The organism is Bacillus sp. FSL R7-0646 (assembly GCF_037969865.1).
Classification (GTDB): domain Bacteria; phylum Bacillota; class Bacilli; order Bacillales; family Bacillaceae; genus Bacillus; species Bacillus licheniformis.
Map to the genome: position 1 here is coordinate 3,508,182 of NZ_CP150217.1, position 22,121 is coordinate 3,530,302.

Below are 22,121 nucleotides of genomic sequence, written 5' to 3' on the forward strand. Positions count from 1 at the left end.
GCACGTAAATTAAATAAAGATGGGCATTTAACCCGTCCTCACGCCCCGCCATCGACGACTTGCGTCTAAGGCAGACAGGTAGTCTGCCCACGGTAGAGCCGAGTGCCTCCATCGGTAAAGGCAAGGAGACATCACCTAAAGCGGCTGCAGCCGCTTCATAAGATTACATGGTTGCGTAATTATATTGGCGCGCTTTCTTCACTTTCCGCCCGTTCAGCACGGCGCCGAGCAGTTCGCTTTTGGAAGAATTCAGCGCGTCCCGAGACTTGATCGCGTTATCAAGCTTTGTTTTTCCGCTGAGGATGACAAGAATGCTTCCATCCACCTGATTCGCCAATATTTGCGCGTCTGCGACCGGCAAAAGCGGCGGCGAATCAAGGATGACTAAATCGTATTGGTCGTACGCTTCCGCAAGCAGGTCCTCCATCGCCTGCGACGACAAAAGCTCGGACGGATTCGGAGGAATCGGACCGCTTGTCAGCACATGGAGATTTTCCGCCTGGCTTTGCTGGACGACATTTTCCAGCGTCGATTTTTTCATTAATACATTTGTGACGCCTGAATGGTTATCGAGCTCAAAAATTTTATGGATCGTCGGCTTTCTTAAATCTGCGTCGATCAAAAGGACCTTTTTTTCCTGTTGCGAAAATACGATCGCCAAGTTTGAAGCCGAGAATGATTTGCCTTCTCCCGGCAGGCCCGATGTAATGAGCAATGACTTGAACGGCTTCTCAAATGATGAAAACTCAATGTTCGTCCTGATCGTCCGATACTGTTCGACGATCGGCGTGTTCGGCTGATGCAATGCGACAAGCGCCGATTGATATTTGCGAGAGCGTTTTTTTCTAATACCCAAGCGGCTCACTCCTTCCTGCTTTTACGCGGATATTCATATCGGGGTCCCCGCGAAACAGACTTTTTTTATGCTTCATTTGCTCAATACTTCCCAAATAAATGAATCCCGCTTCCTTTTCGACTTGAGACGGTCTTGCAACCGTATCATCGATAAAGTCCAAAAAGAACGCCAAAGCGATTCCGGTCATTAATGCGGCGCCGAATGCCAGCAAAATATTCATTTTGTAATTCGGTCTGACAGGTGTCGGCGAATCGACTATTTCGGCTTTTGACAGGACGGTTACCCGATCGGTGTTCATAATTTGCTTAATCTCTTTTTTGAGCACCGCAGTTAAAGTGTTCGCTATATCGGCCGCCCGTTTCTGATTTTCATCTTGGACCGAAATATTTATAATCTCAGATTCGCTTTCACTGCTCGTTGCAATTTTTTCACCCAACCGGCCCGCAGAGTAAGGTAAATCAAGCTCTCTCTTGACTTGCTCCAAAATCACCGGGTTTTTCAAAAGCGCTTGGAATGTCCGTGTGTATTGAAGATTGATTTGAATATCGCTGTATGTGGCGCTCCCCTTTTTCTCCCCTACTTGATGCACCAAGATCTGCGTCGATGCCTGATAGACAGGTGTCAGCACATAGAACTGAATGATTCCGGTCGTCAATGTTACACCTATTGTCAAAACGAGAATAAGAACCGTTCTTTTTCGCAAGATTGCAATCAGTTCTCTAAAATCAATATTTTCTTTCATGCTTGACTGCCTCCTCAGGAATGCCGTTTGTTAATGATTGGATTATAAAAGAAAAAATTTGAATTGAAAAATGCTGAATTTAGCTATATAGTTCTTTTTAGAGAACAAATTCGTTCGTTTTCTTTTATTTTCTGTCGATATCTTAAATTTTTGAATTTTATAAAGAACAAATTATTTCTTATAATGAACAGGAAAGCGTTTTATATGAATGGCAAGGGGAAGGGGAGGATTCAGTATGATCGGAAGAGTCATCCGAATGTACAGAAAGAGAAAAGGCTACTCCATTAACCAGCTTGCTGATATAGCAGGCGTATCAAAATCATATTTAAGCAAAATTGAACGCGGCGTTCACAGAAATCCGTCAGTCGAATTCCTGAAAAAAATCTCCCGGGCGCTGAAAGTCGAATTAAAGGAATTGTTTGATACCGAAGTGATCCTTTATCGCCGGACTGAGCAGGAAGATGAGTGGAGAACCCATCTTGTACAGGCCGTGCAGGCCGGGATGAACCAGGAAGAACTGTTTCAATTCACACATCGCCTCAAGCAGAAAAAGAAAGAACGGGCGCTTTATCGAAACAGAGAGCTGACCCGGGCGAATATCGACGAATGGAGAGCCCTTATGCTGGAGGCCAAAGAAATGGGACTGACCGTCAAAGAAGTAGAAGCGTTTTTGATGAGGACAAAAAATCATTAATTTATCCTGCATTCATATTTTTTTTAGAAGAAAACGGGTGCTTTTGACTTGAACCATTCATCCGGATATAAATCCACATTTCCATTTCAACTTGCCGAAAATTCGGAATAATCGCATTAATAGATATCGCCCGATCATGATGATCCATGTCTATAGCTCCGTTTTCACCTGTTTGCCTTATTTTTTCATGGCAGTCTTTAAGAGACTTTTTGCTTATGTTTATATATAAATGAAGAAACTCGGATTTTGACCTTTCGCATCATCCTCCAATGCATGCAAAGTCTGTGTCTTGCGGCTTATATCAAGACCTTTGTCACGGCCCGATTCCTTGAATGGGGACGGAGCGTTTTTGTTGAATCCGCGCTGGCTGTTCGTTAAGATGAATAAAATGGAAGAAGGAGATGAAATCATGAAAGTATTAGTGCTCGCATTTCATCCGAATATGGAGCAGTCAGTTGTGAACAGAGCATTTGCAGACACATTGAAAGGCGCACCGGGCATTACATTGCGCGACCTTTATCAGGAATATCCTGACGAGGCCATTGATGTGGAAAAAGAACAAAAACTTTGTGAAGAACACGATCGGATCGTCTTCCAGTTTCCGCTTTATTGGTACAGCTCGCCGCCTCTCCTAAAAAAATGGCTGGACCACGTTCTTCTCTACGGCTGGGCATACGGAACAAACGGCACAGCGCTTCGCGGCAAAGAATTCATGGTCGCTGTATCGGCGGGCGCTCCCGAAGAAGCCTATCAGGCCGGCGGGTCAAATCATTATGCGATCAGCGAACTGTTACGCCCTTTTCAGGCGACAAGCAACTTCATCGGTACTACATACCTTCCGCCTTACGTCTTCTATCAAGCGGGCACGGCCGGAAAAAGCGAGCTTGCTGAAGGTGCGACACAATACAGGGAGCATGTGCTGAAGTCATTTTAAATGAGAAAAGCCCAGCTTATGAGCCGGGCTTGTTCCTTATACTTGAATCTGTTTCACTTTTCCCAATAGGAATAGATAATTTAAAATGGCAATGATGATCAAAGCAGCCGAAAAAAGGAGCGCCGGCACGAAAGAACCCGTTGCGCCAACGATGAAGCCGGTAATGATGGGTCCGACCACTCCGCCCATATTAGAGACTGTATTTTGAATACCGGCAACCATCGACGTCATATTTTTCGGAGCCACATCCCCCGGAAGCGCCCAGACTTGGGACGCGGCGACAGTCGTTCCCGATTTCGCTACACAAAGAAGGATGACAGCCAGGATAGCGGAATCTGCAAAAGCGGCAAAACCGATGCACGAAGCCATGACAAGCCCGATAATTAAAAACAGTTTCCGGACGGCTGTCAGCGACAGTTTTCCCTTTGCATATATCCGGTCGGACATCCATCCGGCTCCGACTTCGACGACCATTGCAGTCAAAAGCGGGAGAGACGCCATAATCCCCATCTCGATTAAATCCATGCCCCTTTCTTTAACAAGGTATGTCGGCAGCCATGTGATAAAGAAGTAAGAATTATAATTGATCATGAAAAATCCAATGCACATCGCCCATATGTTGCGATATTTGAATAGCTGATACCACTTCAGCGGCTGGCCGCCGCCCGTTTCTTCCATGTGAGCCTGCCCTTCCCGAATATGGGCCAGTTCCGCCTCATTGACGCGCTTATGATCTGCGGGATTCTCCTTAAAGAAAATCATCCAGACAATTCCCCACGCGACACCGACAAGTCCGATCAAAAGAAACGTCAGTTTCCAGTCAAAGACCGCTATCATCCAGGCGATCAAAGGCATTGCAACAGCTCCGCCAAACTTTGACCCGCTGTCAAAAATTCCGGCTACTGTCGCCCTTTCTTTTTTCGGAAACCATTTGGCGGCAATCCCCGCATTGCTCGGATATGCAGCAGCCTCTCCGACTCCCAGTGCGACCCGCAGCCCGAGCAGGGATTTGAAGCCTGTCGCAAGACCCGTCAGCGCCGTAGCAACAGACCACCAAACAACCGCAAAACCGAGCGTTTTTTTCTGGCCGTACTTGTCGGCCGCCCAGCCTGAAGGCAGCTGCAGCAAAGCGTACGACCAGAAGAAACCGGACATGATGATTCCCATTTGGCCGGGTGTCAAGTTGAACTCCTCGGTAATATAGGGAGCGGCAGCCGAAAGAACTGTCCGGTCAATATAATTGATGGCAATCGCAGCCCACATCATAAACGCGACAACCCAGCGTACATTTGACTTTTTTTGAATCGGGTGATTCAACATGTTATCCACCTCATCCCATTTGTAGAAAACGCTTTCAAATCATGATGCAGGGCATGAATGAAAACACATTCACAACCCGTTGACGACAAACTCCGGTTTTTGTTTGTCGATCAGTACACTAGCGATGTTTTTGACGCATATCATGCCAAGGTTCTGTACGGCATCTCGGGTATACCCCGCGATATGCGGCACGGCGATAAAACGGTCCAGCTCAAAGAGAGGGTGCTGCTTCAGCGGTTCGGTTTGATACACGTCAAGCGCAGCTCCAGCGATGCCCCCGCTCGCCAAGGCATCATATAACGCACACTCGGACACGATGCCTCCCCTTGAAGCATTGATCAGATAAGCCGTTTCTTTCATAGCGGCTAATTCTTTTTCACCGATCATGTTTTCCGTTTCGGCTGTGAGCGGCATATGAAGAGTGATAAAGTCGCATTCTTTCAAGAGCTGATCAAGCTCTGTAAAATGGATGTGATGATCGGCTGCGAATGCACGATCAGGAAACACATCATAGGCTAAAACAGTCATATTGAAGCCTTGCGCCCGTTTGGCGACTTCTTTTCCGATCATGCCAAGTCCGACGATGCCGAGTGTTTTGCCGTAAACGTCAGATCCAAAAATCCTCGGCCATTTTCCCAGCTTTGTCTCCCTGTCGGCTGCAGGAATCTGTCTTGCAGCCGACAGCATGAGACCGAATACAAAATCGGCGACTGCATGCTTGTTGGCGTTGGGGGCATTCGTCACCCAGACGTTGCGCTCTTTCGCAGCGTGCAGATCGATATTGTCGACACCGACGCCATGTTTGCAGACAATTTTTAAAGAAGGGAGACGATCCAGGACATACGGCGTAATCTGGTTAAACGCCACGATCGCGGCATCCGCTCCTTCTGCTGCTTCAATAAACTGCTCCTCGGTTATATCTGCAGGAAGGCGTTCCAGCGACATGCCCTTTTTTTCCAAAAACAAGACGGGATCGTCTGAGTATTTCGCAAATGACGGTGATGTACATACGACTTTCATAAGATGCACCAACCTTCTTTCATTTTTCTACGATTTGGGCGCCAGCTCAGCGGCTGACCGCAAAGCAGCGAGCATGCTTCTTTCATCGGCTTTGTTCTGCCCCGCAATGTCAAATGCGGTTCCGTGGTCGACAGAGGTGCGTATGATCCCGCCGTTTAATCCGACTGTAATGTTGACGCCCTCTTCCAACCCGAGGACTTTGACCGGTATATGCCCCTGGTCGTGGTAGCAGGCTACGACAAGGTCAACATCTCCTCTGACAGCTTTGTAAAACAGCGTGTCTGCGGGGTATGGGCCGCCGGCATCGATTCCCTCAGCTGCCGCCTGCTCAATCCCCGGAAGCAATTGCCGTTCTTCCTCGCCGCTTCCAAACAGGCCGTTTTCCCCTGCATGGGGGTTGATTCCGCAAACAGCAATTTTCGGCTGTTCGAATCCGGCTCTTGTCAATGTATCATGTGCGAGACGGATGACTTTATAGGTCCGCTCCGGCGTAATCGACTGAATCGCCTCGATCAGCCCTTGATGCGTTGTCAGGTGAATCACCTTCAGCTTTGGCGAAGCCAGCATCATGCTGTAGTCTGTTGTATTCGTTAAATGAGCGAGAATTTCCGTATGCCCCGGGTATCGGTGTCCGCCTTTATGCAGCGCCTCCTTATTTAACGGCGCTGTGCAAATCGCTTGAATACAGCCTTTTTTAGCGAGCTCAACCGCTTTTTTCACGAAATGGAAAGCGGCGTTTCCAGCTTCAGCCGACACCTTTCCGACAGGCAGGTTTTCAGGCAGCAGTTCAATATCGAGACAATCGATCTTTCCATGTACAAAACCGCCCTCGTCCGGATGCCCGACCTTGTTAATAACAACCTCTGATCCGATTTGGAAGGCGGCTTTTTTCAGCATTTTCATATCGCCGATGACGAGCGGCCTGCACATATCATACACTTCGCGGGACGTGAGGGCTTTTACGATAATTTCCGGACCGACGCCTGCCGCGTCGCCCATTGTAATGCCGATAACCGGTTTCTTCATTGTTTATCCTCCTTGTAGCTTGATTGCCGCACTTGCCATCACCGAACGCGAGCCAAAATTTCCGGCCTTTGTCACAATGTACAATTCTTCACCGGCTGCTCCCAGCGGAATGCCGGGCTCTACTTCGTCCAGCAATCGTATCTCATGAATCCGAAGCTGATGCAGCACTTGATATGCCGTGTCACCTCCGGTTAAGAACAGCCGTTTCACATGAAAAGCTTGAATCAGCTCGCCCGCAAATTCGCCAAGTGCACCGGACACCGCATTGCTCGTTTGAACTGGGGTGAGTCCGCGGCTTTCACCAATCTTCTGTGTCTCTGCCGCATTGTCTGAGGTGCAGAGGACGATGTGTTTCGAACGGCGCCGGACGTCCGCCGCCCTTTCCTTCAGCCGTTCGAACTCGTTTCTTTTCTCAGCTCCGCCGCACAGCACGCGCTCTGATCTCATTTCAATTTTTTCAGCCGCACGTCCGGCGAATAGTTCGTGAAGCTGTTCCCTCCCCGTCCGACTCATGCTTCCGACGACAAACATGATCGGCTGGTCGGAAGACGGAACGGTTTGACCGAGCTCCCTTTCTTTCAGATTGAACGCTTTGGGCAGACAGCTCATCAAGCCTGCCGAACCGGCCAAAATGATAGAATACGGCAAACTCTCCAGAATAAGCGCCAGCCCCTGCAGATCGGATTCGTGAACCGAATCGGCCGTCACATATGAAATCCCCTCCGCCCGAAAGCGTTCCAGCTTGTTGCGGACATGCCCGTGTCCGCGGCGGATGTCTTCATATGATAAATGCCCGCTCTTATTTCGAGTCTGCTTTTCTATTAATCTTTGAATATTCGACTCGGCTACAGGCGTTTTCGGATCGTTTGCCGCTTCGGTTTCTTCAAGCTTTACGCCGTTCACATAATGGATGCCGCCGATAACCTGGCGTCCGTTTTGAGGGTAGCCGGGAGCGATCAGCACAAAGTCCGGCTGAAACACTTCGTACATCGCTTGAAGCTCGGCTCCGATATTTCCTCTCATCGTGCTGTCGATTTTTTTGTAGACGATATCAAACGATTGCCGGGAGATGTGTTCACTGATGTTTTTAACAGTCGCCTTCGCCTCTGCGGCTGGCAGCGATCTGCTGTCCGTATTGAAAATAACGACGCCTTCCGTTTCCCGTCTGGTGAATTCGGCGTCGAGTTTGACGGAAACATCCATCCCGTAATGAACAAGCTGACCGCCGCAGTCGTTCGCTCCCGTCAAATCATCCGCGATGATTGCAATTTTCAAATGTCTTCATCCTTTAGTTGATTAGTTTTCGATAGATGTCTTTTATATTTTCCAGACTGAGCGGTTTCGGATTGTTATGAAGCAGGCGCGTCACTTTTGAAGCTGAGTCGGCTAAATCGTCCACGTCGCTTGCGGTTACGCCGAACGCTTTTAAATCCTGAGGAATATTCAGCCGCTCCGTCCACTCTCTTATTTTCTGCACAACGGCCTCAGCCGCTTGTTCGGCGGTCAAATCAGATGCAACGATTCCCATTGTTTCTGCCGCAAGAGACAGCCGTTCTGTAATGGCATCCATATTAAACTCCATCACATGCGGAAGGAGCATCGAATTGGCGACACCGTGGGAAATTCGGTATTTCCCCCCAAGCGGATAGGCGAGGGCGTGAACGGCAGCAGTACCGGCAGCCGTCAGCGCCATTCCGCCATACGTCGAACCGAGCAGCATGTTTTCTCTCGCTTGTATCGATGAACCGTTTTCATATGCTTCCACAATACTTGCCGAAATCAATCTGATGGATTCTAAAGCGAACATATCGCTGATCGGGTTTGCTTTCGTCGAAATGAACGATTCAAGCGAATGAGTGAATGCATCCATTCCGGTAGCCGCCGTAATCGGTTTTGGCAATCCAAGGGTGATGACCGGGTCAAGAATGACAAGTTTCGGCAAAAGAAGCGGACTGACGATGCCGACTTTCAATTCCTCTTCTGGAAGCGTAACGATCGCGTTCGGCGTCACCTCTGCGCCCGTCCCCGAAGTACTCGGAATCAGCACGGTCGGGATTCCCGGCTTTTCGACCAAATCTGTCCCGAGCAGCTCCTCGACCTTTTTTGAATTCGTTTGCAGCACGGACAATATTTTCGTTCCGTCCAAAACGCTGCCTCCGCCGATTCCGATGAGAATGTCGTATCGTTTCTCACGGATGCCTCTAAATACGTCTTCAATATTTTGTACGGTCGGTTCCGGCAATATGGCTGTGCAAACATCTGACTGAATGCCGATCTCTGTAAGCTGAGCCTGTACCTCTCCGATCGCGCCGAGCTTGACGATCGACGGCTGGGTAATAATCAGCGCCCTGTCCGCCTTCGGTACAATCGTTCGCACATGATCTTTCAGCCGGCGGATGGAATGTTCACCTGCAACGATATGACCGGCTGTCCGAAATTGATAATTCGCTGGCATTCTTGAAACCTCCCTATTTTGATTGATAGGAAGCAACCATTTTTTCGACCTCCAAAAGCGCCGGACCGGTCAGTTCTTTGACGGGCGCTTTCGGCGGGCCTACAGGGATCGAATAAAGCTCAACCGCTTTTTTCAGTGCCGCCGGGATCGTACCTAAACGAAACGTATCGCGAAGCGGCTGAAGCTCCATCTGGGCAGCCTCCGCCTTTTCAGTCTCACCCTCTGCCCAATGGTGGTAAATAGACGTTACGATATCCGGAAGCATATTTGCTGTTGCTGCGACTGCTCCCGCTCCTCCCGCTTGAAGCGTTTTCAATATGAGCGAATCGGTGCCTGCAAAAACGGAAAAGTCGTCATTTTTCGTCTGCTCGATATACTGTTGTATGTTTTCAAAGTTTCCGCTGCTGTCCTTAATTCCAACGATATTGTCCACTTTTGCAAGCTCTGCCACTGTTTCTGGTTCTAAATGGAAACCTGTTTTTGAAGGGATATTGTACAAAAGGATCGGAAGTGAAACGGATGCCGCGATTGTTTTATAATGCACCGCCGCTTCTTCCTGTGTCGGTGGAATAAAGAATGGCGTGATGACCGACAGCGCATCTGCTCCAAGCCTCTCTATTTCCTTAGAAAGCCAGATCGCTTCTTCTGTGCTGTTTCCTCCGCTCCCTACCATGACGGGAACGCGTTCGGCCGTTTCTTGAATGATGATTTCTGCAACTTTCAGCTTGTCTTCGATGTTGAACATATGAAATTCCCCGTTGGTACCCAACGCAAAAAGCCCGTGTACATGAGCATCGATCAAATGGTTTGTCAGCTGTTTCAATGCCGATTCATCAATGCTTTGATCTTTTGTGAGCGGTGTCAGCATAGCAGGATAAATCCCCTTTGGTACGAATCCCATGATTGCCTCCCCTTCCTATAAAGCGTTTTCAAAAATGATTATATACATAAATGTTTCAATAATCAACGGTATTTATCTAAATATTTTTATTTGTTGTTGCATATTAAAACAAAAAATAAGACACCGGTTTAGCCGGTGTCTTATCAATCTGACGATTTCAATTTTCTCCAAAGCGTCGTTCTGTTGATGCCGAGCCTTTCCGCTGTTCTTGTTTGATTGTTCCCTTCTTCGGCATAGATCTTTTGAATGATCCTTTTTTCGATCTCTTCAAGCGTTCCGGATAAATCGATGTCTTCTCTTTCTTCCTCGTTCAAGCGGCTCAGGACCCGTTCGGCGTCAGTCTTCTCGATATATACGCCCTGCGCTTCAAGGACACAGTTTTGGACCGTTTTTCTCAATTGGCTGAGGTTGCCCGGCCATTTCGCTTCTTCAAGCAGAACACCAGCTTCGTTTCGAAAGCCGACGATTTGTTTGCCGAATGCCTCATTGCTTTCCGCAATAAACAGATAAGCCAGATGCAAAATATCCTCTTTTCTTTCGGAAAGAGGGGGAACGTCCAGTTCCAAATGACAAAGCGCATCATATAAATCGCTTGAAAATTCCTCGGCGCGCCTGCGGGAAGAAGAAACGATCAGCCTCGGCCCATCATACGGTTCGCTGATCCGCCTGAGTAAAAGCCGTTGCGAGGACGGCGGCATGCGATCGACTTGTTTGATGTATAGCGTTCCTCTCCCTGAAAAGAATTCTTCGCTTTCACAAGCCTGTTCCCATTCTGCTTCAGACAGCAAACCGGCATCGATTTTTCGAAACGGCTCATGCTTGTCCTCCCCCTTCATATGGATCAGCCCGGCCAAGCTCTCTTTCCCTGAGCCGGGCGCTCCATTGATCCATACGGGTTCCCGCCTTGCCGAGAACAACTCTGCTTTTTTCAGCACCTTCTGCATCGTTTCGTTCCTTGATGTTTCCATATAACTCATCCGCAAAGGAGAAAGAATCGTTGCCCCGGGCAAAGAAGAAACGCGAACATCTTTTGCATTTTCCGCGGTAAATACGGTCAATGCCTCGTCTGATACGAAAAACCTGCGCCCCGTGATATTCCATGTCCGCCCATGCTTTCGGAGTCTAAAATGGATGACTCCCTTCTTTTCCGCTTCCCCGATCAGCTCTTCCAGATTATCCAGCAAGCCGATATGTTCGGCAAATACGCCGTTTTGAAAAACCGGCCGCAATGTCTTGTTGTATACTGCATAACCGGTCTCGGCCTTTTGTAAAATGTGATACGGCACAGCGTACTTCTGCTTGATGCTCTCTAAAAAGGAATACAGTTTTTTAGCGTATGCAAAAGCTTTGGCAATGCTTTCTTTTCCGGATGTCAAAAGCAGTCCGTTTAAACCGAGCTGCTCTGCTTTCTCAATTGTGATCACATCGCCGATAATGATCTGATAGCCCTGTTCTTTGAGCTGAAGAAGCACCGGTTCAACATCGCGTTCGTCTGATACGGTGCAGGCGTCGATCCGAATATCCAAAATTTCGCACACCGCCGATGCGCCGTCGGCAATCATCGGAAATCCGACAATTGCCGCCTTGCCGGGATAGCCCTTGGCAAGCGTAAGCACACGCAGCATATCGTATCCCGACACTTCGATATCCACAACCGGAATGGAAACTTCTTGCTGGATCAGCTCAGCGGTTCCACCTCTGCTGATAATCAAATCAGTCCCGTTTGCTTCCGCTTGTTTCGCCAGCTCCACGCCCTTCTCTAAATCTCCGGAAGCCGCCTCGAATTCAAAATTCTCGCCGCCTGCCACTTGAACCATCAGCTCTTTCAGTCCTTCATATGGAGCAATTGCCATCACTTTCATATTCGATCACCTTTTGTTGCAAATTTAAACACATTATCACTATACCAAAAGTCAGAAATATTTGGAACCGCAAAACGAAGGCAAAATAAAAAGGCTCCATTACGGAAGCCATTTCCCCCCCCATGCGGCCATCTCTTTAAAAATGCTGTGGAACTCTTTACCTTTTTCTGTTAATTTATATTCTACAGTAACAGGAACCGTTGGGAACACCTTCCGGGAAATCATGCCGCTTTCTTCAAGATGTCTTAATGTGTCAGTTAATCCTTTCGTGTTGACGTTTCCCAAGTTCCTTCTGAGCTCGTTGAATCGCCGCTTGCCCTGAATGAGTTCGGCGAGAACTAAAAATGACCATTTACCAGAGAAAATTTTCAATACATCCTGAATTAAAGAAGAGCATTCTTTATGATCGACAGCTGAATTCATAGCAATTCCTCCATTGCCTCATAGCCAATTTTGACTTGATCCTACCATATGGACATCAGAGCATTCAAGAAAACGATCTTACGGTTTATTTTTATAAAGCATGTATAAAAAAATTGCGTTCTTGTGGAGCCTTCCGGCGGTTGCTATGGTTATATCAAAAGGAGGAAAAACATGAAAAAACAATACGAGTCTTTATTCACCCCGTTTACTTTTAAAAACGGAATCCAATTGAAAAATAGGATCATCATGCCGCCAATGGGGCATTCATCCTCATTGCCGGGAGGATTCATTTCTGACGACGAACTGGTCTATTATGCCGCGCGGGCGACAGAAGTCGGGATGGTCATCACATCTGCGACAACCGTACAGCCCGGAACCGGATTTCCAGGCATCCCCGGAGCTGAGAACGATGATCAAATCCCTGGACTAACCCGGCTTGCAGCCACTTTAAAGAAACACGGAGCAAAAGCAATCCTCCAGCTCTTCCATCCTGGAGCCAAAGGTATAGAGCGGACGGTCAGCGCCAGCGCCGTCGCTCCGAATCAACCGAATGCACCGGTGCCGAGGGCGCTGTCTGAGCAAGAAATTCAAGACCTTATCCATTCTTTCGGCCAGGCGGCGCGAAGAGCGATAGAAGCCGGGTTTGACGGAGTCGAAATTCACGGCGCAAACGGGTTTCTCATCCATCAGTTCTTCTCTCCTTATTACAACCGGCGCAATGACGGCTGGGGCGGCACTTTAGAGAAACGGATGAGATTTCCGCTTCAGATTATAGAAGAAATCAGACGCGTAGCGGATAGCTGCCATAAGCCGTCCTTTATCATCGGCTACAAGTTTTCGCCCGAAGAGCCGGAAACACCTGGAATCACAATGGATGAAACGTTGTCTTTCGTCAATGTACTGCGGGAGCAAGGATTGGATTACCTGCACGTATCACTGGTTGATTTCCGGTCCTTGCCGCGCAGGGGTGCAGACAGATCCCGCGCAAGGATGGAACTGATCAAAGAAGCCGTCCAAGACCGTCTCCCACTGATCGGAGCCGGGCAAGTACACACACCGGAAGACGCCCTTCAAGCGCTGGAAACAGGAGCCGATCTCATCGGAATCGGGCGGGGTCTCCTGATGGATCCGGAGTGGCTACAAAAAGTTCGAGCCGGAAAAGAGGACGATATTCAAACAACCCTGTCAAGACATGATCAGCGGAAGCTCGCAATTCCAGATGCCTTTTGGGAAAGTATACCGATGTATATTGATTTCAGCGATTGACGATTCCCGCTTATACAGACTATAGATTCATATAAAAAAGGTGTCTTTCCGCTTAAAATCGGTGTCATTTGCATAAAAATGTATAGGAAAAGAGGAACTTAGACCAGTTGAGTCCCAGAGATGAGTATATTAGAATGATGGTAATTCAATATCGTCGGGATTGTTACTGTCTAAGCAGGCAAGACCTAAAATGTGTGAAGGGCGAAATCTATCTTTTGCCTATATGAACTTGCACATTTTAGGTCTTTTTTCTGTTCTTCAGGACAATGCCGCAGTTAGGAGGGATGATTGGGAACGTTCATGTTGTCAGAAGCAATCTATTACATATTGAAAAAGGGAGGAAATATTGATGAACATCAAAAACATTGCTAAAAAAGCGTCAGCCTTAACCGTTGCTGCGGCACTGCTGGCCGGAGGTGCGCCGCAAACCTTTGCAAAAGAAACGCAGGATTACAAGAAAAGCTACGGATTTTCTCATATCACAAGACATGACATGCTGAAAATTCCCGAGCAGCAAAAGAGCGAACAATTTAAAGTTCCTCAATTCGATCCGAAAACAATCAAAAACATCCCTTCTGCAAAAGGGTATAACAAAAATGGAGAGCTGATCGATTTAGACGTATGGGACAGCTGGCCGCTGCAAAATGCCGACGGGACGGTTGCTACATACCACGGCTACAATCTTGTTTTCGCGCTGGCGGGCGATCCGAAAGACGTCGATGACACATCCATCTATTTGTTCTATCAAAAGAAAGGCGAAACTTCTATCGACAGCTGGAAAAACGCCGGCAGAGTGTTTAAAGACAGCGACAAATTTGTTCCAGACGATCCGTACCTCAAACATCAAACACAGGAATGGTCAGGTTCTGCCACGCTGACAAAAGACGGAAAAGTCCGACTGTTTTACACAGCTTTTTCCGGCACGCAATACGGCAAGCAGACGCTGACAACAGCTCAGGTCAATTTCTCTCAGCCGGATTCGGACACGCTCAAAATTGACGGTGTAGAAGATCATAAATCGGTCTTTGACGGCGCCGACGGCACGGTATACCAAAACGTTCAGCAATTCATTGACGAAGGAAACTACAGCTCCGGCGACAACCATACGATGAGAGACCCGCATTATGTGGAAGACCGCGGCCATAAATATCTCGTATTTGAAGCCAATACGGGAACAAAAACCGGCTACCAAGGAGAAGACTCCCTATTCAACAGAGCCTACTACGGGGGCAGCAAGAAGTTCTTTAAAGAAGAAAGCAGCAAGCTGCTGCAAGGTGCGAACAAAAAGAACGCTTCGCTGGCTAACGGCGCTCTCGGAATCATCGAATTAAATAACGATTATACACTGAAAAAAGTCATGAAGCCTTTGATCGCCTCCAATACGGTGACAGATGAAATCGAACGGGCCAACCTCTTCAAAATGAATGGAAAATGGTATCTGTTCACAGATTCAAGAGGATCAAAAATGACAATTGACGGCATCGGTTCAAAAGACATTTATATGCTCGGCTATGTATCAGGTTCATTAACCGGACCATTCAAGCCTTTAAACAAATCCGGACTTGTTTTGCATATGGACCAGGATTACAATGACATCACGTTTACTTATTCACACTTTGCCGTACCGCAGAAAAAAGGCGACGAAGTCGTCATTACAAGCTACATCACAAACAGAGGGATTTCGAACGAGCATCACGCCACGTTTGCACCAAGCTTTTTGCTGAAGATCAAAGGATCAAAAACATCCGTTGTCAAAAACAGCATCCTTGAACAGGGACAACTAACGGTAAACAAATAAAACGAACGAAGGAAAATGCCGGTGAACATCGGCATTTTCTTTCGTATGTCATCTTAGAATAAAGCGGGGAATTTTCTTGAAGAAGGCAGTATATAAGCGGATCAGCATTTTAACTGTTTGTCTTGGAATCTTCATCATGATATTTCTTTCAGTCCGGGAAACAGAAAAAAAGGGAGAATCTCCGGATACACCGGAATATCGTGCAGCTTTCCATTTGACAACCCCTGACAAATGGAAAAACGACCCTCAAAAACCCGTCTATTTCAATGGAGAATATCATTACTACTACCTCTATAACCGAGACTATCCGGACGGCAATGGAACAGAGTGGCGCCACGCAGTATCAGATGATCTCGTCCACTGGCAGGATAAAGGGGTTGCCATTCCGAAATATACGAATAAAAATGGCGATCCCTGGTCCGGTTCTGTCGTTGTCGACTCAAAAAACACAGCCGGCTTCGGCAAAGGGACGATCGTGGCGGTTATGACGCAGCCGTCGGCCAATGACGGGAAGGAAGAGCAATTTTTATGGTACAGCCAAAATGGAGGAAAAACATTTAAACCTTACGGTGAAGAGCCGGTCTTGCCTAATCCGGGCACCGTCGATTTCAGAGATCCGAAAGTGATCTGGGATGAACAGGATGATAAATGGGTGATGGCGCTGGCTGAAGGAACGAAAGTCGGCTTTTACGAATCGCAAAACCTTAAGGAATGGCGTTATACAGGTAGTTTTCAAACAGAAAATATCGGCATCATCGAATGTCCGGATCTGTATAAGATGCGGGCGGATGACGGAACATATAAATGGGTTCTTGGAGCAAGCGCCAACGGGAAAGGGACCGGCAAGCCGAATACTTATGCATACTGGACAGGCAGCTTCAACGGCAACGAATTTACGGCAGACGAAGCAGAACCCCAGTGGCTTGATTACGGATTTGACTGGTATGCGGGCGTGACATTTGAGGACGGCGAAACGAACGATCCGTACGAGAAACGCTATGCTTTGGCGTGGATGAATAACTGGGATTATGCAAACCGGACGCCAACATGGAAAGACGGTTTTAACGGAACCGATTCGATCGTCCGGCAAATTCGGCTTAAACATAAAGGCGGAGATCGATACAGCCTCGCCTCTCATCCAATCGATCAATTGGATGAATTAACCGAATCTGCCGATGAATTGGATCGCATCGAAGTGAACGGATCAAAAACGCTGCAGATTAAGGGGAATACCTATCAGCTTGAGGCAGATATCTCTTGGGACGACCTTAAAAATGCGGGTTTCAGGCTCAGAGAATCCGCGGACCGAAAACGCCATATCGATGTTGGAATTTCGGCTGAAGGCGGATATTCTTATGTGAACAGAGGATTTACGGGACAGCCTGACAGCACCCGCACCTATTTGGAAAGCAAAGCACCGTTTGATCCGGAAAAAAAACGGGTCCATTTCACAATTATCGTAGATCAAAACACTGTCGAAGCATTTATTGATGACGGCGAAACGACGCATTCAAACCTTGCATTCCCCGACATGAATGATACAGGCATCACACTCTTTAGCGAAAATGGAACGGCCGTCTTTGAAAATCTTAAGATCAAACATTTGCGTTCAATCCGCGATTAAACAACACGGGCGGCCAAGCGGCCGCCTTTTTTTGTGAAAGCGAATCATTACGCTCACTCTCCGAATACGACTAAAGTGTTCACAAAAAAACAAGGGCGGCAAATGCCAAACCCTTGTCTTGAAAACGCGCTCGGAGGGATTCGAACCCCCGGCAGACGTGGTACCGGAAACCACCGCTCTATCCAGCTGAGCTACGAGCGCACAATATGATTTTTTAACGTCAGCAATTCATATTATAAGGGCTGTTCTTTAAAAAGTCAATCACAATCTCCTGCTCGAAACAAAAAACCCGCATCATCATGATGCAGGTTTAGATAATACGGAAGCTATAATCTTTTGTTCGATTTCTTCATTTACTTCGTCCGTTGTTTTGACAAGGCAGATAATGCCGTCAATAAAAGGCCAAATGAATAATGTAATCCAGCCGAGAAGCAACATGGCTACAGCGTAGCCTTTTCTCTCGTCCAGATAAAATCTGTGAGCGGCAACGCCTCCGAGAAACCACCATAAAAGAAATACAATCAGCTTCGATTTCTTCTTATTTTGCAGCTCTGAAGCCACGACAAGCCTCTGCTGATCTGTCAGGTTACTCTTGTCCAAGTTCACATAACCCATAATTGATTTCCTTCTTTCCTATAAAATAAAATGAAGACCAATGGACTAATCTTAGACTATTGGACCTAAATTTTCTATACTTTTCTCTATAAAGTTGATATTTTGTTTGAGTTTCCTTCAAAATGGGAAAAATAAACCCAGTATGTCTTTTGGATGAAGGCGGCTTTTTGTTTGACCTTTATTGACCAAAAATGTATGATTAAACTACATACTTACCTTTTAAGGTGAAGGAGGAGCATTATGAATTTAATACCTACAGTCATTGAACAGACGAACCGCGGGGAAAGAGCGTATGACATTTACTCACGCTTGTTGAAAGACCGTATCATTATGCTGGGATCAGCAATCGATGACAATGTTGCGAACTCCATCGTATCTCAGCTTCTATTCCTTGAAGCCGAAGATCCAGAAAAAGATATCAGCATCTATATCAACAGCCCTGGCGGCTCCATCACAGCCGGTATGGCGATTTATGACACCATGCAGTTTATTAAACCGCAAGTCTCCACGATTTGTACGGGAATGGCGGCATCCATGGGTGCGTTCCTTCTTGCAGCCGGCGAGAAAGGGAAGCGCTACGCTCTTCCAAACAGTGAAGTCATGATCCACCAGCCGCTTGGCGGAGCGCAGGGTCAGGCGACTGAAATTGAAATTGCCGCGAAACGCATTCTTTCATTGCGCGACAAGCTGAACAAAATCCTTGCAGAGCGCACTGGGCAGCCGCTTGAAGTAATCGAGCGCGATACAGACCGCGACAACTTCAAAACGGCTGAAGAAGCAAAAGAATACGGCCTGATTGATAAAGTGCTTACACGCAATATCGACGCACAGAAGTAAACAGCCAAAAAGCTGCCGGAGTCACCGGCAGCTTTTTTTTACTCCAAATGGGTTGTCCCATTCGCTATATGTAAAGCTTCTATAAATCCTTCCACTTTTTCTCGAGGACAGGGTAGCGATAATCATTCATGTTCCCGATCAACTCCGCAGGGCTTGCCGAAGCATGAATCAGCTCAAGGTGCGATTTGTTCGAAAAGCCTTCTTGAACGCTGTATTCGAGCATTTTAAGAAGGGGTTCAAAATAGCCGTTCACATTGTAAAGTCCGATCGGCTTTTGATGGATGCCGATCTGCGCCCAGCAGAGCACTTCAAACAGCTCTTCAAACGTGCCGAAGCCTCCGGGCATCGCGATAAAGCCGTCAGCTAATTCACTCATTTTCGCTTTGCGCTCATGCATGCCGCTCACTTCGATCAGCTCCGTCAACTGCTGATGAACGATTTCCCCTGTAAAAAGGCCTTTCGGCATAACGCCGACGACTTCCCCGCCGTTTTCCAATACGGTATCCGCAATCACGCCCATCAATCCCATTCTCGATCCTCCGTAAACAAGGCGAAGCCCCTTCTCGGCAATATAAACGCCAAGCTCTGCAGCTTTCTTCTTGTACTCCGGGTCCGCCCCCATATTTGATCCTGAATATACGCATACCGTTTTCACTTTCGCTCACTCCAACTCCATATATTGATAAAAGCAATTAACATTGTACTATATATTGTTTGTTCCGTGTGCAATAATATAATTGAATTTCTAAACGGGAGTGTATAACTTATGACAATCACAGACGCGGAGCAATGGACAAAGGCATTTTACAGGGAAAGAGGATGGAGCGAATACGGACCTTTCATCAGGATGGGATTTTTAATGGAAGAGGCTGGCGAACTGGCGAGAGCGGTTAGAGCATACGAAATCGGAAGGGACCGTCCTGACGAAGCAAAACGGCCGGCTGCTGAACTGAAAAAAGAACTGATCGAAGAAATGGGCGATGTAATGGGGAATTTGATCATGCTTGCCGGCATATACGGTGTTTCATTGGAAGACATGATGGATGCCCATCGCTGCAAACTGACGGAACGATTTGCAGGAGAGCATCATGAAGATCAATGACCGCCTTTACGGGGAGGCAGATTTGGAGCCTGTGCTGACAGACCTCATTCGTTCAAAAGCCGTTCAGCGTCTGAAAGGGATTCATCAGGGCGGGGCCTCTTTTCTCGTCAATCCCGCATGGAACATCAGCCGCTGTGAGCACAGCATCGGAGTTATGCTTTTGATCCGCAGGCTTGGCGGAAGCCTGGAAGAGCAAATTGCAGGTTTGCTCCACGATGTTTCCCATACGGCATTTTCCCATGTGGCTGATGATGTATTTAACATGGAAAACGAAGATTACCATGAACAGATGTTTCGGCAATGGGTCAAGCAATCTGATATCTCCGGGATACTGCATACATACGGATTCCATGATGAAGACATCTTATATGACGAGCAAAAATGGACGCTGCTGGAGCAGCCGGCTCCTTCATTATGTGCGGATCGCATCGATTACACGCTTCGCGACTCTTTAGCCTATGGATTTGGCGATCCGGTAGAGATTGGACGATTTTTAGAAACTGGATTGACCGTTGCTGAAGGCGAAATCTGCTGCACTTCGGCAGAGCATGCCGAATGGTTCGCCCGCCTTTACTATCAAGAAGTGATTGACTTCTTTATGAATCCCCTCAATATATATGCGCTCTGTACCCTCAGCCAAATGCTGAAAGAGGCGCTTGACATGCGTGTTATTGCGGGGCGCGATTTTTTCAAAACCGACACGGAACTGCTTGCGATGCTAAAGCAAAAAGCGCGCTTCCGGGAAACGCTGGTAAAGCTCAGCACAGCGAGCAAGCGCGTTAAACAAGGCGACGAAGGCGATTTTACTTTTCATCAAACATTAAAGGTGAGATGGATCGATCCAAAAGTCGCTGTTAACGGAAGAAAAATCCCCGCCTCCACACTTTCAAAGAACGTCCTTCTGATGAAAGAAACTGCAATAGCCGCCATGAAAAAAGGCGCATATGTAAAAGCAGCCCAATAAAAGAAACCGCCTGCTTCAGTCCGGCCGAAACAGGCGGTTTTCTTGGTTATGTCACGTCAAATATTTGTTCAGGCCTGTCGACAAAATGCTTTTTGCCGATCTTATGAAACAGCCCTGTTTTATGAAGAAGCTCACGCGGCTGCTGCTGAAGACCCACGATCATCACTTTCCCGTTTTGCTGGTGGACACGGTTGACGATCGTCATCAGGCTGCCTTCTGCGGAAGAGTCCATGTAGTCTACTTTATTCATCAGCAGGATGAGGAGTTTTGGCGGGTGGCCTTTGTCCAAAATTGAATCCTCCAATGAATTCGATGAGCCGAAAAACAGCGGGCCTTCAACCGAATAGATGCTGACAGAGCGTTGAAAATGCTTTTCTTCCGCTGCAGCTGCCGACTGGACGATCGATTCAGACACATCTTTTTTAATGCGGAACGACTTGCTCATTCTGGCGATAAAGGTGATGATCGCCAGCAGGATCCCGGCCGCCACCCCAAACACAAGATCCTGCCAAACGGTTAAAAGAAATGTGACGACAAGCACGGCAGAGTCAGAATTTCTAATTTTCAAAATATTTATAAACTCTTTCCGCTCACTCATATTCCAAGCAACCACCATCAAAATCGGCGACATGCTTGCAAGCGGGATAAGGGAAGCGTATGGCGCAAACAAAAGCAGAACCAATAAAACGAACACACCGTGTACGATACCTGAAATCGGAGAAGCAGCGCCCGTTTTAATATTGGTCGCCGTACGGGCAATCGCACCTGTCGCCGGAATACCGCCGAACAGCGGTGCGGCGATGTTCGCAATTCCTTGGCCGACAAGTTCTTTATTGCTGTCATGCCTTGTCCCCTTCATATTGTCTGCCACCATCGCGGAAAGCAGCGATTCGATTCCTCCGAGCATTGCAATCGCAAGAGCGGGAGGCATCAGGTAAATGATTTTTTCCAATGACAACTCAGGAAATTGAAAGCTCGGCAAGCTGCGCGGAATTTCGCCGTAAGCTGATCCGATCGTCACCACCTGTTCGGGAAACAGCATCGTGGCAATGACCGTTGATACAAGCAAGCCTGCGAGCGCTCCCGGCACTTTCGGCAGAACCTTTGGCGTAAACAGCACAAAGAAGAGCGATACGACAGCCGTCAAAATGCTGTAAAAGCTGAGCGTATTCAGGTTGATGACAACCTCTCTCATATTCATATAAAAACTCTCATGCTTCTCGACATTTCTCAAGCCTAAAAACTTGGCGATTTCTCCGGTGAAAATAATCACCGCGATTCCGGCCGTAAATCCGATGATCACCGGCCGCGGAATAAATTTGATGATCTTGCCGAGTTTTAGCAGCCCTAATATGACCAGAATCACTCCGGCCATAAAACCGGCAATCAGCAGATTCTCAAATCCGTATTGGAGCACAATAGCGAACAGGATCGGGACAAAGGCCCCTGTCGGTCCGCCAATCTGGTATTTCGACCCGCCGAGAAGCGAAATCAAAATACCGGCGACAATCACTGTGTAAAGACCGTGTTCCGGTTTCACCCCCGAGGCTATAGCAAAAGCCATGCCAAGCGGAATCGCGACGACTCCAACGACCATTCCTGCTACAATATCTTTTTGAAACCGCTTAAGGCTGTATCCTTCAAATCTGCCTGAAAATCGTAACATTCAATCTATCCCCCCA

General features: G+C 47.5%; 22 protein-coding genes and 1 tRNA gene. 8 read left to right on the top strand and 15 right to left on the bottom strand.

Going from position 1 to position 22,121, the window contains the following annotated elements; translation table 11 throughout:
• Positions 1-163: 163 nt before the first annotated feature.
• Together MKY62_RS18340 and MKY62_RS18345 are read right to left on the bottom strand one after the other, a co-directional pair.
• Positions 164-856: a CpsD/CapB family tyrosine-protein kinase gene (locus MKY62_RS18340; RefSeq protein ID WP_003185520.1), complete on the bottom strand. Its 693-nt coding sequence runs from the start codon at positions 854-856 to the stop codon at positions 164-166.
• Complete coding sequence (locus tag MKY62_RS18345; protein ID WP_003185522.1) at positions 846-1,598, bottom strand: Wzz/FepE/Etk N-terminal domain-containing protein; 753 nt, start codon at positions 1,596-1,598, stop codon at positions 846-848. The genes MKY62_RS18340 and MKY62_RS18345 overlap by 11 nt, the downstream gene beginning before the upstream one ends.
• A 235-nt stretch (positions 1,599-1,833) precedes the next feature.
• Here MKY62_RS18345 and MKY62_RS18350 point away from each other — a divergent pair, with 235 nt between their 5' ends.
• Complete coding sequence (locus MKY62_RS18350; RefSeq protein WP_003185523.1) at positions 1,834-2,292, top strand: helix-turn-helix domain-containing protein; 459 nt, start codon at positions 1,834-1,836, stop codon at positions 2,290-2,292.
• Between the two features lies 1 nt (position 2,293).
• Here the strand turns inward: MKY62_RS18350 and MKY62_RS18355 are convergent, their stop codons facing one another.
• A complete protein-coding gene (locus MKY62_RS18355) occupies positions 2,294-2,440 on the bottom strand; it encodes a hypothetical protein (protein WP_016885727.1) in 147 nt (48 codons plus the stop codon).
• 261 nt (positions 2,441-2,701) lie between these two features.
• Between MKY62_RS18355 and MKY62_RS18360 the strand changes: the two genes are divergently transcribed.
• Positions 2,702-3,226: an NAD(P)H-dependent oxidoreductase gene (locus MKY62_RS18360; protein WP_009329626.1), complete on the top strand. Its 525-nt coding sequence runs from the start codon at positions 2,702-2,704 to the stop codon at positions 3,224-3,226.
• A gap of 36 nt (positions 3,227-3,262) precedes the next feature.
• Here the strand turns inward: MKY62_RS18360 and MKY62_RS18365 are convergent, their stop codons facing one another.
• The 8 genes from MKY62_RS18365 to MKY62_RS18400 all read right to left on the bottom strand — a co-directional run bounded on the left by MKY62_RS18365 (position 3,263) and on the right by MKY62_RS18400 (position 12,233).
• Positions 3,263-4,546, bottom strand: a complete 1,284-nt coding sequence (locus MKY62_RS18365) for an MFS transporter (protein ID WP_009329627.1) — start codon at positions 4,544-4,546, stop codon at positions 3,263-3,265.
• A gap of 69 nt (positions 4,547-4,615) precedes the next feature.
• Positions 4,616-5,566, bottom strand: a complete 951-nt coding sequence (locus MKY62_RS18370; RefSeq protein WP_003185530.1) for a phosphoglycerate dehydrogenase — start codon at positions 5,564-5,566, stop codon at positions 4,616-4,618.
• Between the two features lie 27 nt (positions 5,567-5,593).
• The gene (gene pdxA, locus MKY62_RS18375; RefSeq protein WP_003185532.1) at positions 5,594-6,592 is read right to left on the bottom strand and encodes a 4-hydroxythreonine-4-phosphate dehydrogenase PdxA; all 999 of its coding nucleotides are present in this window, start codon (positions 6,590-6,592) and stop codon (positions 5,594-5,596) included.
• A gap of 3 nt (positions 6,593-6,595) precedes the next feature.
• Positions 6,596-7,867: a four-carbon acid sugar kinase family protein gene (locus tag MKY62_RS18380; RefSeq protein ID WP_009329628.1), complete on the bottom strand. Its 1,272-nt coding sequence runs from the start codon at positions 7,865-7,867 to the stop codon at positions 6,596-6,598.
• Between the two features lie 13 nt (positions 7,868-7,880).
• On the bottom strand, positions 7,881-9,047 hold the full coding sequence (locus MKY62_RS18385; protein WP_003185536.1) for an iron-containing alcohol dehydrogenase: 1,167 nt from the start codon (positions 9,045-9,047) through the stop codon (positions 7,881-7,883).
• 13 nt (positions 9,048-9,060) lie between these two features.
• Positions 9,061-9,948 (bottom strand): 4-hydroxy-tetrahydrodipicolinate synthase, encoded by an 888-nt coding sequence (gene dapA, locus MKY62_RS18390; protein ID WP_003185537.1) that lies wholly within the window; start codon positions 9,946-9,948, stop codon positions 9,061-9,063.
• A gap of 143 nt (positions 9,949-10,091) precedes the next feature.
• Positions 10,092-11,810 carry a sigma-54-dependent transcriptional regulator gene (locus tag MKY62_RS18395; protein ID WP_003185539.1) on the bottom strand — a complete coding sequence of 573 codons (1,719 nt, stop codon included), beginning with the start codon at positions 11,808-11,810 and terminating at the stop codon, positions 10,092-10,094.
• A gap of 99 nt (positions 11,811-11,909) precedes the next feature.
• The gene (locus tag MKY62_RS18400) at positions 11,910-12,233 is read right to left on the bottom strand and encodes a helix-turn-helix domain-containing protein (protein ID WP_011198338.1); all 324 of its coding nucleotides are present in this window, start codon (positions 12,231-12,233) and stop codon (positions 11,910-11,912) included.
• A gap of 171 nt (positions 12,234-12,404) precedes the next feature.
• Between MKY62_RS18400 and MKY62_RS18405 the strand changes: the two genes are divergently transcribed.
• The 3 genes from MKY62_RS18405 to MKY62_RS18415 all read left to right on the top strand — a co-directional run bounded on the left by MKY62_RS18405 (position 12,405) and on the right by MKY62_RS18415 (position 16,921).
• On the top strand, positions 12,405-13,499 hold the full coding sequence (locus tag MKY62_RS18405) for an NADH-dependent flavin oxidoreductase (RefSeq protein WP_016886530.1): 1,095 nt from the start codon (positions 12,405-12,407) through the stop codon (positions 13,497-13,499).
• 349 nt (positions 13,500-13,848) lie between these two features.
• Positions 13,849-15,297, top strand: a complete 1,449-nt coding sequence (locus MKY62_RS18410) for a glycoside hydrolase family 68 protein (RefSeq protein ID WP_003185545.1) — start codon at positions 13,849-13,851, stop codon at positions 15,295-15,297.
• A gap of 76 nt (positions 15,298-15,373) precedes the next feature.
• Positions 15,374-16,921 carry a glycoside hydrolase family 32 protein gene (locus MKY62_RS18415; protein ID WP_003185547.1) on the top strand — a complete coding sequence of 516 codons (1,548 nt, stop codon included), beginning with the start codon at positions 15,374-15,376 and terminating at the stop codon, positions 16,919-16,921.
• A 125-nt stretch (positions 16,922-17,046) separates the two neighbouring features.
• Here MKY62_RS18415 and MKY62_RS18420 read toward each other — a convergent pair.
• Together MKY62_RS18420 and MKY62_RS18425 are read right to left on the bottom strand one after the other, a co-directional pair.
• Positions 17,047-17,122: transfer RNA gene (locus MKY62_RS18420), tRNA-Arg, on the bottom strand.
• 96 nt (positions 17,123-17,218) lie between these two features.
• Positions 17,219-17,536 carry a TM2 domain-containing protein gene (locus MKY62_RS18425; protein WP_009329632.1) on the bottom strand — a complete coding sequence of 106 codons (318 nt, stop codon included), beginning with the start codon at positions 17,534-17,536 and terminating at the stop codon, positions 17,219-17,221.
• Between the two features lie 240 nt (positions 17,537-17,776).
• Here MKY62_RS18425 and clpP point away from each other — a divergent pair, with 240 nt between their 5' ends.
• Positions 17,777-18,373 (top strand): ATP-dependent Clp endopeptidase proteolytic subunit ClpP, encoded by a 597-nt coding sequence (clpP, locus tag MKY62_RS18430; protein ID WP_003185550.1) that lies wholly within the window; start codon positions 17,777-17,779, stop codon positions 18,371-18,373.
• Between the two features lie 79 nt (positions 18,374-18,452).
• On the opposite strand, the gene MKY62_RS18435 is transcribed toward clpP, so the two are convergent.
• Positions 18,453-19,028 carry a TIGR00730 family Rossman fold protein gene (locus MKY62_RS18435; protein WP_003185552.1) on the bottom strand — a complete coding sequence of 192 codons (576 nt, stop codon included), beginning with the start codon at positions 19,026-19,028 and terminating at the stop codon, positions 18,453-18,455.
• Between the two features lie 111 nt (positions 19,029-19,139).
• On the opposite strand from MKY62_RS18435, the gene MKY62_RS18440 reads away from it, so the two are divergent.
• Both MKY62_RS18440 and MKY62_RS18445 read left to right on the top strand, forming a co-directional pair.
• Positions 19,140-19,475 carry a MazG-like family protein gene (locus tag MKY62_RS18440; protein ID WP_003185554.1) on the top strand — a complete coding sequence of 112 codons (336 nt, stop codon included), beginning with the start codon at positions 19,140-19,142 and terminating at the stop codon, positions 19,473-19,475.
• Complete coding sequence (locus tag MKY62_RS18445) at positions 19,462-20,439, top strand: HD domain-containing protein (RefSeq protein ID WP_016886529.1); 978 nt, start codon at positions 19,462-19,464, stop codon at positions 20,437-20,439. The genes MKY62_RS18440 and MKY62_RS18445 overlap by 14 nt, the downstream gene beginning before the upstream one ends.
• Positions 20,440-20,485: 46 nt before the next feature.
• Here MKY62_RS18445 and MKY62_RS18450 read toward each other — a convergent pair whose 3' ends face one another.
• Entirely contained in the window at positions 20,486-22,105 is a 1,620-nt protein-coding gene (locus MKY62_RS18450; RefSeq protein ID WP_003185558.1) for a solute carrier family 23 protein, read from the bottom strand.
• Positions 22,106-22,121: the final 16 nt, after the last annotated feature.